The following is a 13,875-nucleotide window of genomic DNA, read 5'->3' on the forward strand; positions in this document are numbered from 1 at the left end:
CCGATGGTCTGCCATAGGGTTTTGCTATGGCTGTCTCGTTGGAGGATCTGCGGGTGTTCCGGTCGGTGGCCGCGGCGGGCAGCTTCGGCCGGGGCGCGGCGCGGCTGCGGCTGAGCCAGCCGGCCGTCAGCGAGCGGATGGCCCGGCTCGAACGCGACCTCGGCCGCCCGGTGTTCGTGCGCGGCGGCCGGGGCGTGCGGCTCACCGCGGCCGGCGAGCGGCTGCTGCCGTACGCGGAGCGGTGCCTGGCGCTCGCCGAGGAGGCGGTCGCGGCGGTACGGGCCGAGCGCGGCCGGCCGCGGGTGCGGGTCGCCCTGCACGCCACGTTCGCGCCCGGCGTGGTGCCGCGGGTGCTCGACGCGCTCGCGCCGCTGGACGTGGAGGTCTCCTGCACGGACGCGCACAGCGAGGAGGTGGTGCGCGGCCTGGACGACCACACCGTCGACGTCGGGTTCGTGGTGCCGGGCCCCTACCCGCACACGCTGGCCGTGGAGCCGTTCCTCACCGACCCGGTGGTGTGCGTCGCGCGCCCGGGGCACGCGCTGGACACCGGCGGCCCGCTGCGGATCCGGGACCTGGCGGCGCACCCGGTGGCCTGTACGACCTGGGGCGACGGCGCGGCGCGCTTCCTCGACCTGCTGCGCACGGCGCCCGTGCCGGCCACCCGGCTCTACCCCGTCTCGCCCGCCGAGACCGTCGCGGGCCTGGCGCGCCGCGGCAGCCACGTCGGGGTGCTGACCCGCTCGACGGTCGGACCGGACCTGGCCGCGGGCGCGCTGGTCGAACTGCCCGTCGCCGACCTGCCGCGCTGGGAGCTGACCCTCGCCCTGGCCCACCGGGCGGAGGACGCCGGCACCGCCCCCGTACGGGCGCTGCGCGCGGCGCTCCTGGTCACTCGCCGGTGACGCCGTCGGCCAGCTCCCGGGCGATGTCGAGATGGCCGACGTGGCGCGCGTACTCCTGGAGCATGTGGAAGAGGATCAGCGCCAGCGACGGGGCCTCGGCGGCGGTCGCGAAGCGTCCGCCGACGGCGGCCGCGCGGTCCAGCGGGACGCCGGCGACGATCTCCCGGGAGCGGGCGCAGGCCGTGCGGAACGCGTCCTTCAGCTCGGCGGTGGGAACGCCGGCCGGGACCGTCCAGCGGTCGTCCGGGCCGCGGTCGCCCCACGGGTCCGGCAGCGGGCGCGCGGCGAAGCCCCACTCGAACCAGCGGCGCTCCACCCACGTGAGGTGGACCAGCAGCTCCAGCGGCGTCCAGCCGGAGGCCACCCGGCTGGAGCGCAGCTCCTCCTCGGCCAGGCCGTCCAGCTTGCGCAGCACCTCGGCGCGGTAGTGGTCGAGGTAGGTGTCCAGCAGCTCGCGCGGGTCCGTGCGGGCGCCCGGCGCGGGGTCGTCGACCGGCATCCGCGGCCGGCCGGGCGGCGGCGCGGAAGCGACTCTGCGGGCGAGGCGTTTCATGCGAGTCCCGGGGTGTCGAGGGTCAGGGTGCCGGCGTCCGCGTCGAGGACGGCGGGGACGCCGAGCGGCACGGTGAGAGCGGGGACGCCGTGGCCGAAGTCCAGCCCCTCCAGCACCGGCACGCCGAGGTCGCCGAGCCGGTCGGCGAGCACGGCGCGGACGTCCTCGTACGGGCCGCAGTCCGCCCAGGTGCCGCAGACGACGCCGGCGACGCCGGTCAGCCAGCCGGTGCGGCGGAGCTGGGTGAGGATGCGGTCGAGGCGGTAGTCCTCCTCCTCGACGTCCTCGATCAGCAGGAGGCCGCCGGCGGCGCCGGCGCGGGCGCCGGGGCCGCCGAGGCCGGCGGCCAGCAGGCTGACGCAGCCGCCGAGGGTCACGCCGCGGGCCCGGCCGGGGACGAGGGCGCGGGCGCCGGGGCTGGTCAGCCGCTGCACGGCGGCCGGCTCGAAGAGCGTGCGGCGCAGGTGCTCGCGGGTGGCGTCGTCGCCGGCGAAGGGGGGCCAGGCGGGCATCGGGCCGTGCAGGGTGGCCACGCCGAGGCGGGTGGCGACGGCCTCGTGCAGGGCGGTGGCGTCGCTGAAGCCGACGTAGACCTTCGGTCCGGCGGCGCGCAGCGCGGCCCAGTCGACGTGGTCGAGCATGCGATGGGCGCCGTAGCCGCCGCGGCCGGAGAAGACGGCGGCGACCTCCGGGTCGCACCAGGCGCGCTCGAAGTCGCGGGCGCGGGCGGCGTCGTCGGCGGCGAGGTAGGACAGCCGGTCGTGCGCGCCGTAGGCACTGGGGTACACGACGACGTCGAGGCCCCAGCCGCGCAGCACGTCCACGCCGGTGTCCAGCTCCTTGCGCGGGAACCCGCCGCTGGGGGCGACGACGGCGACCCGGTCGCCGGCGCGCAGCCGGCGGGGGCGGGTGAGCGCGACGGCGGAGGCGGCGGCACCGGAGTGGACGGCGGCCCCGGCGGCGCCGGCCGGGGCGGCGGTGCCGGCCGCCGCCGGGGCCACGGGCGCGCCCAGGTCGACGACGGGCACGTCCGGCGCCGCGAAGCCGAACGTCTGCGCGTACAGCGACAGCTCGGCCTCCAGCGCCCGGGTCAGCGTGTCGGCGCGCCGGAAGCCGTGGCCCTCGCCCTCGAAGGTGAGGTACGCGTGCGGCACGCCCCGGCCGGCGACCGCCTCCAGGAACCGTTCGCACTGCACGGGCGGGCAGATCACGTCGTCAAGCCCCTGGAGCAGCAGGAACGGCGCGGTGATCCGGTCCGCGTGGTGGACCGGGGAGCGGTCGTGGTACCGCTCGGGCACCTCGGCGAGCGGGCCGACCAGCGACTCCAGGTAGCGCGACTCGAAGTCGTGCGTCTCGTCCGTGGCCCAGCCGGCCAGGTCGAGGATGGGGTAGATGACCGTGCCGCACGCGTACAGCCCGTCGGCGAGCGGCGAGGTGAGGGACGCGGCGGTCGTCCAGCCGCCGGCGCTGCCGCCGCGGATCGCCAGCCGGGCGGGGTCGGCGGTGCCCTCGTCGGCGAGCGCGCGGGCGACGGCCGCGCAGTCCTCGACGTCCACCACGCCCCACTGCTCGCGCAGCCGCTCGCGGTAGGCGCGGCCGTAGCCGGTGGAGCCGCCGTAGTTGACCTCGGCGACGCCGATGCCGCGGGAGGTGAAGTAGGCGATCTCCAGGTCGAGCACGAGCGGTACGTGCCCGGTGGGGCCGCCGTGCGCCCAGATCACGTACGGCGGCAGCTCGTCCTCGGGGCCGGTGAGCTCCGGGTGCCGCGGCGGGTAGACGTGGGCGTGCACCTCCCGGCCGCCGGGTCCGGTGAACGTACGGGAGACGGGCTCCGGCAGATACGCCGGGTCGACGGCGTCCGCGTGGGCGTTGCCGGCGACGCGGGCGTGGCCGGTGGCCGTGTCCAGCTCGACGACCTCCGACCCGGTGACGGGGCTCGCGGCCAGGCCGAAGACCCGCTCGCCGGCGACGGCGAGGGCCGCGGACCAGCTCGACCAGGGGCCCGGCACGTCGGCCAGCTCGCCGGTGGCGGGGTCGAGGACGCCGAGGCGGGCGCCGCCGGTGCCGTGCAGGGTGGCGACGAGGCCGCTGCCGAGGACGGCGAACCAGCGCAGCCCGACCTTCCACAGCGCGCCGGCGAACTCCTCGGGCAGCGGGCACAGCGCGCTCGTCACGGCCGTGGCGGGGTCGACCCGGTGCAGGTTCCACCAGCCGCTGCGGTCGGTCGCGGCGACGAGCGTGCCGTCCGGCAGCCACTCGGCCTGCGCGACGGACTCCGCCTCGGAGCCGGTCTGGGCGCCGAGCACCGTGGTGACGCCGGCCAGCCGGCCGTCGCCGGTGACGTCGGCGACGCGCAGCTCCGTGCCGTCCCAGGGCATCCGCGGGTGGTCCCAGGCGATCCAGGCGGCCTGCCGGCCGTCCGGCGAGAGGCGCGGGCCGGTGACGAAGCGGTGCCGGTCGTCGGTCAGCTCGCGCACCGCGGCCCGGTCGGCGGCGGCCGAGCCGTCCAGCGGCACGGCGGCGAGCACGCGGCGCACGTCGGTGGGGGCCGGGCCGGTGAACTCCTCCAGCACGCACCACACCTCGCCGCGCTCGGGCAGCAGGACGGGGTCGCACCAGCGCAGCCCGCCGCCGCCGTCGGGCCCGGTCGCGGACAGGGGCGTGAGCGGGCGGGGGTCACCGCCGCCGTCGGGCTCGTACGCGTACAGCCGCTGGTCGGCGAAGTGGACGAAGACGATCAGCGGGCCGCCGGCGGGGCGCGGCACGCCCGCCCAGGGGCGGCCGCCGTACTCGATGACCCGGCTGCGCACGTTCCACGGCGGCGGCAGCACCGACTCCTCGGCGCCGTCCGGCCGCAGCCGTACCAGCGCCCGCCGCCCGGCCTCCCGCGGCCGCGGGGCGGTCCACCACACCTCGTCGCCGACGGCGTCCAGATACTCCGGGCGGCCGTCGTGGCTCGCGGCGAGGGCGGCGGTGAGGGGGGAGGGCCAGGTGCCGTACGGGGCGGTGGTCACGGGCGGCGTCGTCTCTTTCGGCTGGTGGTCGGGGGCCGGCGGGCGCACCGGCGGGCTCGCTGGTCGTTGCCCGCTTCCGCGCGGGGTCGGGGCGGGGTGTGCCGTCAGGCCCTCCTGAGGAAGTCGTCCAGCACGCGCACGCCGAAGTGCAGCGCGTCCACCGGGACCCGCTCGTCGACGCCGTGGAACAGCTGCTGGTAGTCGAAGCCGGCGGGGAGCTTCAGCGGCGAGAAGCCGTAGCCGACGACGCCGAGGCGGGAGAACTGCTTGGCGTCGGTGCCGCCGGACATGCAGTACGGCACGACGTGCGCGTCGGGGTCGAAGCGCTGGAGGGAGGCGCGCATGGCGGCGTAGACCGGGGCGTCGACGGGGGCGGTCAGCGGCACCTCGCGGTGGCTGAACTCCCAGTCGACGTGCGGTCCCGTCAGCTCGTCGAGCGTGCGCGCGAACTCCTCCTCGCCGCCGGCCACCATCCGGCCGTCGACCTGGGCGGTGGCGCTGCCCGGGATGACGTTCACCTTGTAGCCCGCCTCAAGGACCGTGGGGTTGGAGCTGTTGCGCACGGTGGGCGCGATCAGGGCGGCGGCCGGGCCGAGCCCGGCGAGCAGCGCGTCGACGTCGAAGCCGGGGTCGTCCAGCTGCTCGGGCGCGACCTCGACGCCGTGGACCGCGGCGGTCTCGACGAGGGCCGCGCGGACGGTCGGGGTGAGCCGGACGGGCCAGCGGTGCTCGCCGATCCGGCCGACGGCGGCGGCGAGGCGCGACACGGCGTTGTCGGCGTTGGCCTTGGAGCCGTGGCCGGCGCGGCCGCGGGCGGTCAGCCGCAGCCAGGCCGTGCCGCGCTCGCCGGCCGCGACCGGGTACAGGCGGAGGCCGTCGCCGGCGTGGAAGGTGAAGGCCCCGGACTCGCTGATGCCCTCGGTGCAGCCGTCGAAGAGCGCGGCGTGCTCCTCGGCGAGGAAGCCGGAGCCGTACTCGGCGCTGGCCTCCTCGTCGGCGGTGAAGGCGAGGACGATGTCGCGGCGGGGGCGGACGCCGGCGCGCGCCCAGGCCCGTACGACCGAGAGGACCATCGCGTCCATGTTCTTCATGTCGATGGCGCCGCGGCCCCAGACCACGCCGTCGCGCACCTCGCCGGAGAACGGGTGCACGCTCCAGTCGGCGGGCTCGGCGGGCACCACGTCGAGGTGGCCGTGGACGAGCAGCGCGTCGGCGCCGCGGTCGGTGCCCTCGATGCGGGCCACCACGTTCGTCCGGTCGGGGGCCTTCTCCAGCAGGGTGGGCTCGATGCCGGCGTCGGCGAGGCGCTCGGCGACGTACTCCGCGGCCTGGCGCTCGACGCCGTCGCCGCCGCCGTGGTTGGTGGTGTCGATGCGGATCAGGTCGGAGGTGAGGCGCACCACCTCGTCCAGCGCCGCGTCGTCGGGGCCGCCGCCCGGGGCGGCCGGGGCGGTGGCCGGGGCGGTGGCGGTCGGGTCAGCCATACTGCTCCTCCACGGCGGCCGAGACGAGCGTGGTGACCGCCTTGAAGCAGCGGATGCCGTCGTACATGGTCTCGGTCGTGTACGCCACGCGCCGCTCGCCGGCCGGCGCCACGCCCGGCACGACCGTGGCGGCGCCCGCCAGGTGCTCCGCGTCGAACTCCAGCTCCACCGTGAACGGCCCGCCGCGCACCGGCTCGGTCCGCACCGCGAGCGCCGCGGCCTCGGTGGCCGCCGCCCGGATGTCGGCGGCGGTACGGGCCGGGGTGCGGCACACCGCGGCGTACCGCGAGACGTAGTCCTTGACGGCGACGCCGGGGGCCGCGGGCGCGTACCCCTTGGCGTCCTCGACGGTCTTGTCGTCGCCGGTGACGAGCACGACGGGGACCCCGAACTCGGCGACCACGTGCGCGTTGAGCAGGCCCTCGCTGGCCCGTACGCCGTTGAGCCAGACGCCGGTGATCGAGTTCGCCAGGTAGGTGTGCGCGAGGACGCCCTCGGCGCCCGCGCCCGTGTGGTAGCCGACGAAGGCGATGCCGTCGACGTCGCCGCGCTGGACGCCCTCGACCATGGACAGCGACTTGTGCCGCCCGGTGAGCATCTGGGCCCGGTCGTCGAGCCGCTCCAGCAGCAGGTTGCGCATGGTCCAGTGCGCCTCGTTGACCAGCACCTCGTCCGCGCCGCCGGCGAAGAAGCCCTCGATGGCGGCGTTGACGTCGGATGTGAACATGGGCCGGCAGCGCTCCCACTGCGGGCCGCCGGGAAGCACGTCGGCGGGCCACGTGACGCCGGTGGCCCCCTCCATGTCGGCGCTGATCAAGACCTTCATGCCGAGCCACGGTACGCGGTCGGAAGAAGCGGTGAAACCCCTGTGGATACGTACAGAGGTCTAGACCACATCAACTGCCCCGGAACCGCTTGCGACCAGCCACTTCGAGGTCGTTTCCGGCTCTACGCCGCCCGGGCGGCGGCACCTAGTCGCCGTGCCCCAGCTGGAGGTCCCGCTCCGTGCGCCCGCCGCCCTCGACGCGCAGCACCGTGGCCACCGGCGGGTACCCGGCGGCGATGACGGTGTACTCGCCCGCGGACAGGTCGACGAAGCGGAACGCGCCGTCCGGGCCCGTGGTGCCGGTGTCGACGACGTTGCCGGCCGCGTCCAGCAGCGTCACCCGGGCGTCCTCCACCGGCCGGCCGCCGTACGCCCGGACCGTGCCGCGCAGCACCGCCCCGCCGGCCAGCTCGATGTCCTGCCGGGTCTCGCGCGCCGGCTGCACGGAGACCGGCAGCGCGGCGGGCCGGAAGCCGGGGGCGGTGGCCGCGAGGGTGTACTCGCCGGCGACCAGCTCGCCGATGGCGTACGCGCCGTCGTGGGCGCTGCGCGCGGACGCGACGACCTCCCCGCGCGCGTCGGCGAGCGTCACCACGACGTTCCCCAGCGTCGTCCCGTCGGCCGCCGCGACGGTGCCGCAGACGCGGCCGGCGCCGCCCAGCACGAGGTCCAGCTCGACCGGCCGGTCCCCGACGGTGACGGTGACGGCCTGCGGCTGGTGCCCGCCGGCCGCGGCCACCAGGACGTACGAGCCGGAGCCCGGCGTGGGCAGCACGTACCGGCCGTCCTCGCGGCTGGCGTCGCGCCCGACCTGGCGGCCGGTGCCGTCGATGAGCGTGAGGGCCGCGCGCGGCACGGTGGTGCCGTCCTGGTGCTGCACGCTGCCGCACACGGGCACGCCGGCGCCGCCGCCCGCGGGTGCGGCGGCGCGGGCCGCGGGCACCGCGGGGCCGCCCGCAGGGTACTCGTCCGCGGCGGGGCCCGGCCCCGGAAGGTTCTGGGACACCAGTGGTCTCTCCTTCAGGAGGAAGGCGAACAGGAGGCCGAGGAGGAGCACGGGCACCAGGTAGAGGAAGATGCCCGGCATGGCCTCGGCGTAGGCGCGGACGTAGCCGTCGCGCAGCTCGGCGTCGAGCGCGTGGACGGCCTCCGGGGTGATCGACTCCGCGTCCGGCAGCTCGGTGCCCGGGGGTGCCGGGGGCAGGGTGCCGGCCAGCTCGCCGGCGAGCCGGTCGAAGAAGACGGTGCCGAAGACGGCCGCGCCGACCGAACCGCCCATCTGCCGGAAGTAGTTGTGCGCGCTGGTGGCGACGCCCAGGTCCGCGGGGCGTACCGCGTTCTGCACGGCGAGGATGAGCACGGGCAGGACGAGGCCGGTGCCGACGCCGAGGACGGCCATCCACACGCTGTACGACAGCTGCGAGGTGTCCTCGTCGAGGCGGGAGAGCAGCCACATGCCGACGGCGGCCAGCGCGCAGCCGAGCACCGGGTAGCGGCGGTAGCGGCCGGTACGGCTGATGAGCTGGCCGGAGACGATGGAGGCGACGACGACGCCGCCCATCATCGGCAGCATCAGCAGCCCCGACTCGGTGGCGGTGGCGCCGTCGACCATCTGCAGGAAGGTCGGCAGGTAGCTGGCCGCGCCGAAGAGCGCGACCCCGATCACCACACCGACGACGGAGGTGACGTTGAAGACGCTGTCGCGGAACAGCCGCAGCGGCAGCACGGGTTCGACGGCGACGTACTCGATGACGAGCAGCAGCACGGCGGCGCCGACGGCGCCGGCGGCGAGCCCGAGGATGACGTCGGAGGTCCAGGCGTACTCCAGGCCGCCCCAGCTGGTGAGCAGCACCAGGCAGGTGGAGGAGGCGGCGAGGAGCAGCGCGCCGAGGACGTCGAGACGGGGCCGGGCGGTGGGTTTCGGCAGCTTCAGCACCAGGCTGGTCACCAGCAGCGTGGCCAGGCCGAAGGGCACGTTGAAGTAGAAGCACCAGCGCCAGGACAGCTCGTCGGTGAAGAACCCGCCGAGCAGCGGTCCGGCGACGGAGGCCAGGCCGAAGGCGGCGCCGATCAGGCCCATGTAACGGCCGCGTTCGCGGGGCGGGACGATGTCGGCGATGATCGCCTGCACGCCGATCATGAGGCCGCCGGCGCCCATGCCCTGAATCGCGCGGAACGCGATCAGCTGGTCCATGCTGCGGGCGGCGCCGGCCAGCGCGGAGCCGACGACGAACACGACGATGGCGAACTGGAAGACGCCCTTGCGGCCGAAGAGGTCGCCGAGCTTGCCGTAGATCGGCAGCCCGACGGTGGCGGTGAGCAGGTAGGCGGTGATCGCCCAGGACATCCGGTCCAGGCCGTGCAGCTCGCCGACGATCTTCGGCAGGGCGGTGGCGACGATCATCTGCTCCAGCGCGGCGAGGAGCAGGGCGAGCATCAGGGCCACGAAGACCAGCCGTACGCGCCGGGGGCTCAGCGCGCCGCCGTCGCCGCCGGCCGCGCCGGGCCCGGCGGGCGGCCCGCCCTCGCCGGCCCGCGCCGCCTTCCGCCCGCGCCCCGGGGGGCGCGCCGGCCGGGCCGGTTCCGAAGGCACCGCCCCCGGACCGCCCGCGGGCACGGTGACCGGCTCGTCGTTCACCAGGGTCGTCCCCACCTGCCAGCTCCCCATCGTCCGCCTGCGCCGGACCATTTCTCGCACCGCGCAAGATCCGGGGGCAAACGCGCTCACTTCCCCCGTACGGCCGCGGTGGGGCGGGCCAACTCGGTTGCCCAGGGCGCCGATCGGCCGCTCATCAGGGGCTTTCGCGCCGGACCGGCGGAGCCGGGGGCGCGGGAGGGCGCGTACGGGCGCGGGAGGAAACCACTCGAACCGGTGAGAGGCGCCGGGTGGTCCCGCCCGGTGCCGGCACCGGGCGGGACCACCCGATCGGGGGACTCGACGGGAAGGGAACGCGTGTTCTATTGTCGGCGGCAGATCCACGGGAGGTACCGATGCGCTGGGAGAATCTGACCGACGAGGCCGCCGACGGCGGTGCGGGGGGCGCGCCGCCCGCGCTCTTCGGCACGGCGGCGGTCGTCACCCGCACGTTCGACACCCCGGAGTTCCGGGGGATCACGTTCCACGAGGTGCGGGCGCGCTCCCTTGTCAACCGGGTGCCGGGCGCCTCGCGGATGGCCTTCGACTGGACCGTGAACCCGTACCGGGGATGCAGTCACGCCTGCGTGTACTGCTTCGCGAGAAAGACCCACGACTACCTCGACCTGGACACGGGCCGCGGCTTCGACTCGCAGATCGTGGTGAAGGTCAACGCCCCCGAGCTGCTGCGCCGCGAGCTGGCGGGCCGCCGCTGGCGCGGCGAGCACATCGCCATGGGCACCAACGTGGACTGCTACCAGCGCGCCGAGGGGCGGTACCGGCTGATGCCCGGCATCCTCGCCGCCCTGCGCGACTCCGCCAACCCGTACTCGATCCTCACCAAGGGCACGCTCATCCTCCGCGACCTGCCGCTGCTCAAGCAGTCGGCCGAGGTCACGAACGTCGGCGTCGCGGTCTCCGTGGGCTTCCTCGACGAGGAGCTGTGGCGGACCGTCGAGCCGGGCACGCCCGCGCCGCGCCGCCGGCTGGAGGTGGTCCGCACCCTCGCGGAGCACGGCATCGGCTGCGGGGTGCTGATGGCCCCGGTGATCCCGTTCCTCAGCGACTCCCCGGAGCAGCTGCGCGCCACGGTACGGGCGGTGGCGCGGGCGGGCGCGACGTCCGTGACGCCGCTGGTGCTGCACCTGCGGCCGGGCGCGCGGGAGTGGTTCACGGCCTGGCTGGAGCGGCACCACCCGCACCTGGTCCGGCGGTACCGCACGATGTACGCGGGCGGGTCGTACGCGCCCAAGTGGTACCAGCGCCGGATCACCCGCCAGGTCCACGAGTACGCGACCGAGCTGGGCATAGGCCCGTCCGCGCCCGGCGTCGCGCGCCGCATCGAGCCGGCGCCGGAGCCCGGCGCCGATCCGGACGGCCCGGAGAACACACAGCTGACCCTGCTCTGAGCCCCGTTCACGGCCGTACGCCCGGGCGCCGGCCCGCACCGCCGCGCCCGCCTGCCCCGCCCCGCCGGGCCCGCGGTCCGCGCCGCGCCGCCGGGGCCGCCGCCTCACTGCGACGTCGTGCGCGGGCCGATGCGGGTGATGGCGGCCGTGGCCGCGCGCCACAGCTGCGGAAAGCCCAGCGCCTCCGACAGCGCCGGGATCGCGCCCGGGTCGCCCAGCTCGCCCAGCCCCTCGACGCAGGCGGTGGCGATCGGCCAGTGGTGCTGCGGCTCGCGCACCAGCCGTTGCAGCGTGCTGATCAGCGCCGGCGCCGACTCCGGCGCGCGCAGCCGGACGAGCAGCCGGATGGCGTGCAGCGCGTAGGCGGTGCGCAGCGGGTTCGTCGCCAGCGCCGCCGCCGCCCGCGCGGTGCGCGGGTCGCCGAGCCGGGCCAGGGCGCACGCCGCGCTCTCAGCCCGTACCGGATCGCGGTAGTTGAGCAGCAGCACCAGCGTCTCGAACGCCCGCCGGTCGCCCGCGGACCCCAGCACGAAGGCCGCCAGCTCCCGGGCCCACAGCGGCTCCCCGGGCTGCTCCAGCACCCGGGCCAGCTCGTCGTGGGCGGTGGTCGTCCGCTGCCGGGCGAGCGCGGTCATGCGGTCGAACCGCGCCCGCGCCGGCGGGCCCTCCAGCCGGCCGCGGATCCGTTCGGTGAGCGCCAGATACTCCTGGTCCATGCCTCGCCCCCCTGCCCTCGCGGGCACTCAGGGTACGTGTGCCGTCACCGGCCGGCGACGGCCTCGTCGATCGGGTTCACTCCATGTGTGCCCCGGCTGGTGGGTACATTCCCCGAATCTCCCCCTGGCGCCCATGGTTACTCACGAGTTAAGCTCGGGGGACGAGCAGCACCCCTGCTCGGGCGGTCTGGTGACGCAGCCGCCGAGAGCTGACGTCGGTTCGGCAACTGACAGCACGCGCGACGGGCGCCTGGGTGCCCGTGGCGGGGACGCCCGGCCCCGGGACAGGGCCGGCCGCGGAGTCCGCCTCCGCGCGCCCCGCCCCGGCGTGCCCCGCCGCCGCGCGGTTCCCGCCGTGGGCCGCCCGGCCCCGGCCCGGCCGCCGTGCGCGGCGCCCCGCCGCCCCGCGCGGGCCGGCCCCGACCCTCGTCTCCCGCGTCACGATCTGGAGTCCCGCGATGGACCGCAGCAAGGACCGCAGCCCCGTCCCCGAGTCCCCCGGCTCCCCCGAGTCCCCCGGAGTCGCCGGGCCTGCCCCGGCCCCCTTCCCCACCGTGGCCGTCGTCGGCCTCGGCACCATGGGCACCGGCCTGTGCGAGGTGCTGGCCCGCGCCGGCCGCGAGGTCGTCGGCATCGACGTCAGCGAGGCCGCCGCCACCGCCTGCGCCGCCGCGCTGGAGCGCGCCACGGACCGCGCCGTGGCCCGCGGCCGGCTCACCGAGGGCGAGCGCACCGGGGTGCTGGCCCGGCTGCGTACCTTCCCCGACCTGCGCGCCGCCGCGGCGGCGGACCTGGTCGTCGAGGCGGTGCCCGAGTCGTACGAGATCAAGCAGCAGGTCATCGCCGAACTCGACCGCGTCGTGCGCCCGGACGCGGTCATCGCCACCGGCACCAACGCGCTGTCCGTCACCCGGCTCGCCGCCTCCTCCGCCCGCCCCGAGCGCGTGCTCGGGCTGCACTTCTTCGCTCCCGTGCAGGCGATGCGGCTGGTCGAGGTGGTCTCCTCCGTCCTCACCGAGCCGCCCGCGGTCGCGCGGGTCACCGCGCTGGTGCGGGAGCTGGGCAAGGAGCCCGTCGCGGTGGGCGACCGGCCGGGGTTCATCGCCGACGGGCTGCTCTTCGGCTATCTCAACCAGGCGGCGGCGATGTACGAGTCGCGGTACGCCACCCGCGAGGACATCGACGCGGCGATGAAGCTCGGCTGCGGCCTGCCCATGGGCCCGCTGGAGCTGCTCGACCTGATCGGCGTCGACACCGCCCGTACGGTGCTGGAGGCCATGTACGCCGCCTCGCAGGACCGCCTCCACGCCCCCGCGCCCGTTCTCGGCCAGCTCACCGCCGCGGGGCTGACCGGCCGCAAGGCGGGCCGCGGCTTCTACACCTACGACGCCCCCGGCAGCGGCACCGTCGTCCCCGACGCCGCCGCGCCGGACGCCGGCGCGGCGCGGGGGGCGACGCCGCGGCCGGTCGGGGCGGTGGGCGTCGCGGGCTCCGGCACGATGGCGAGCGGCATCGCGGAGGTGTGCGCGCGGGCGGGGTACGAGGTCGTGCTCGCCGCCCGGAGCGAGGAGAAGGCCGCGGCGGCGAAGGCCCGGGTCGCCGCCTCGCTGGACCGGTCCGTCGGCAAGGGCCGGCTCTCCCCCGCCGGCCGCGACGCCGCGCTGGCCCGGGTCTCCCCCGCCGGCTCCCTCGACGCGCTGGCCGGCGCCGACCTGATCGTGGAGGCCGTCGCCGAGGACCTGGCGGTCAAGCGGCAGTTGTTCGCCGCCCTCGACAAGGTCGCCCGCCCGGGCGCCGTGCTGGCCACCACCACCTCCTCGCTGCCCGTCGTCGCCTGCGCCGCCGCGACCTCGCGCCCCGAGGACGTCGTCGGGATGCACTTCTTCAACCCCGCCCAGGTGATGAGGCTCGTCGAGGTGGTGCGCACGGTCCGGACCGGGGACGGCGCCCACGCGACCGTCCGGGAGGTCTGCGCCCGGCTCGGCAAGCACGCGGTGGACTGCGGCGACCGGGCCGGGTTCATCGTCAACGCGCTGCTGTTCCCGTACCTGAACAACGCGGTCAAGATGGTCCAGGAGCACTACGCCTCGCTCGACGACATCGACGCCGCGATGAAGCTCGGCGGCGGCTACCCCATGGGCCCGTTCGAGCTGCTGGACGTCGTCGGCCTGGACGTCTCGCTGGCCATCGAGCGGGTGCTGCACCGCGAGTTCCGCGACCCGGGCCTGGCTCCGGCGCCGCTGCTGGAGCACCTGGTCGCCGCGGGCTGCCTGGGCCGCAAGACGGGCCGCGGCTTCCGCGAGTACGCCGCCCGGCGCTGAGCGCACCGGTCA

At 76.3% G+C, this 13,875-nt stretch carries 9 protein-coding genes; 3 read left to right on the top strand and 6 right to left on the bottom strand.

Translation table 11 applies throughout. The features are described 5' to 3' along the window. The first annotated feature begins 26 nt into the window (after nucleotides 1-26). Nucleotides 27-905, top strand: coding sequence for a LysR family transcriptional regulator (locus ACHZ99_RS09155; protein WP_420303901.1), 879 nt, complete (start codon nucleotides 27-29; stop codon nucleotides 903-905). Here the strand turns inward: ACHZ99_RS09155 and ACHZ99_RS09160 are convergent. From ACHZ99_RS09160 to ACHZ99_RS09180, 5 genes are all read right to left on the bottom strand, one after another. Further along, entirely contained in the window at nucleotides 892-1,404 is a 513-nt protein-coding gene (locus ACHZ99_RS09160) for a DinB family protein (RefSeq protein ID WP_420304030.1), read from the bottom strand. The two genes, ACHZ99_RS09155 and ACHZ99_RS09160, sit on opposite strands and share 14 nt — an antisense overlap. Nucleotides 1,405-1,454: 50 nt before the next feature. Then, nucleotides 1,455-4,472 carry a prolyl oligopeptidase family serine peptidase gene (locus ACHZ99_RS09165; protein WP_420303902.1) on the bottom strand — a complete coding sequence of 1,006 codons (3,018 nt, stop codon included), beginning with the start codon at nucleotides 4,470-4,472 and terminating at the stop codon, nucleotides 1,455-1,457. Nucleotides 4,473-4,576: 104 nt separating this feature from the next. Beyond that, nucleotides 4,577-5,956 carry a M20/M25/M40 family metallo-hydrolase gene (locus ACHZ99_RS09170; protein ID WP_420303903.1) on the bottom strand — a complete coding sequence of 460 codons (1,380 nt, stop codon included), beginning with the start codon at nucleotides 5,954-5,956 and terminating at the stop codon, nucleotides 4,577-4,579. Then, nucleotides 5,949-6,782 carry a M55 family metallopeptidase gene (locus ACHZ99_RS09175; protein ID WP_420303904.1) on the bottom strand — a complete coding sequence of 278 codons (834 nt, stop codon included), beginning with the start codon at nucleotides 6,780-6,782 and terminating at the stop codon, nucleotides 5,949-5,951. The genes ACHZ99_RS09170 and ACHZ99_RS09175 overlap by 8 nt, the downstream gene beginning before the upstream one ends. Nucleotides 6,783-6,927: 145 nt before the next feature. Continuing rightward, on the bottom strand, nucleotides 6,928-9,450 hold the full coding sequence (locus ACHZ99_RS09180; RefSeq protein WP_420304031.1) for an MFS transporter: 2,523 nt from the start codon (nucleotides 9,448-9,450) through the stop codon (nucleotides 6,928-6,930). Between the two features lie 323 nt (nucleotides 9,451-9,773). On the opposite strand from ACHZ99_RS09180, the gene ACHZ99_RS09185 reads away from it, so the two are divergent. Then, on the top strand, nucleotides 9,774-10,826 hold the full coding sequence (locus ACHZ99_RS09185; protein ID WP_420303905.1) for an Rv2578c family radical SAM protein: 1,053 nt from the start codon (nucleotides 9,774-9,776) through the stop codon (nucleotides 10,824-10,826). 104 nt (nucleotides 10,827-10,930) lie between these two features. On the opposite strand, the gene ACHZ99_RS09190 is transcribed toward ACHZ99_RS09185, so the two are convergent. Beyond that, entirely contained in the window at nucleotides 10,931-11,542 is a 612-nt protein-coding gene (locus tag ACHZ99_RS09190) for a HEAT repeat domain-containing protein (RefSeq protein WP_420303906.1), read from the bottom strand. A gap of 458 nt (nucleotides 11,543-12,000) precedes the next feature. Between ACHZ99_RS09190 and ACHZ99_RS09195 the strand changes: the two genes are divergently transcribed. Beyond that, entirely contained in the window at nucleotides 12,001-13,863 is a 1,863-nt protein-coding gene (locus tag ACHZ99_RS09195) for a 3-hydroxyacyl-CoA dehydrogenase family protein (protein WP_420303907.1), read from the top strand. The last annotated feature ends 12 nt before the right edge of the window (nucleotides 13,864-13,875 follow it).

This window comes from Streptomyces sp. MAR4 CNX-425 (genome assembly GCF_048656465.1).
Taxonomy (GTDB): Bacteria; Actinomycetota; Actinomycetes; order Streptomycetales; family Streptomycetaceae; genus Streptomyces.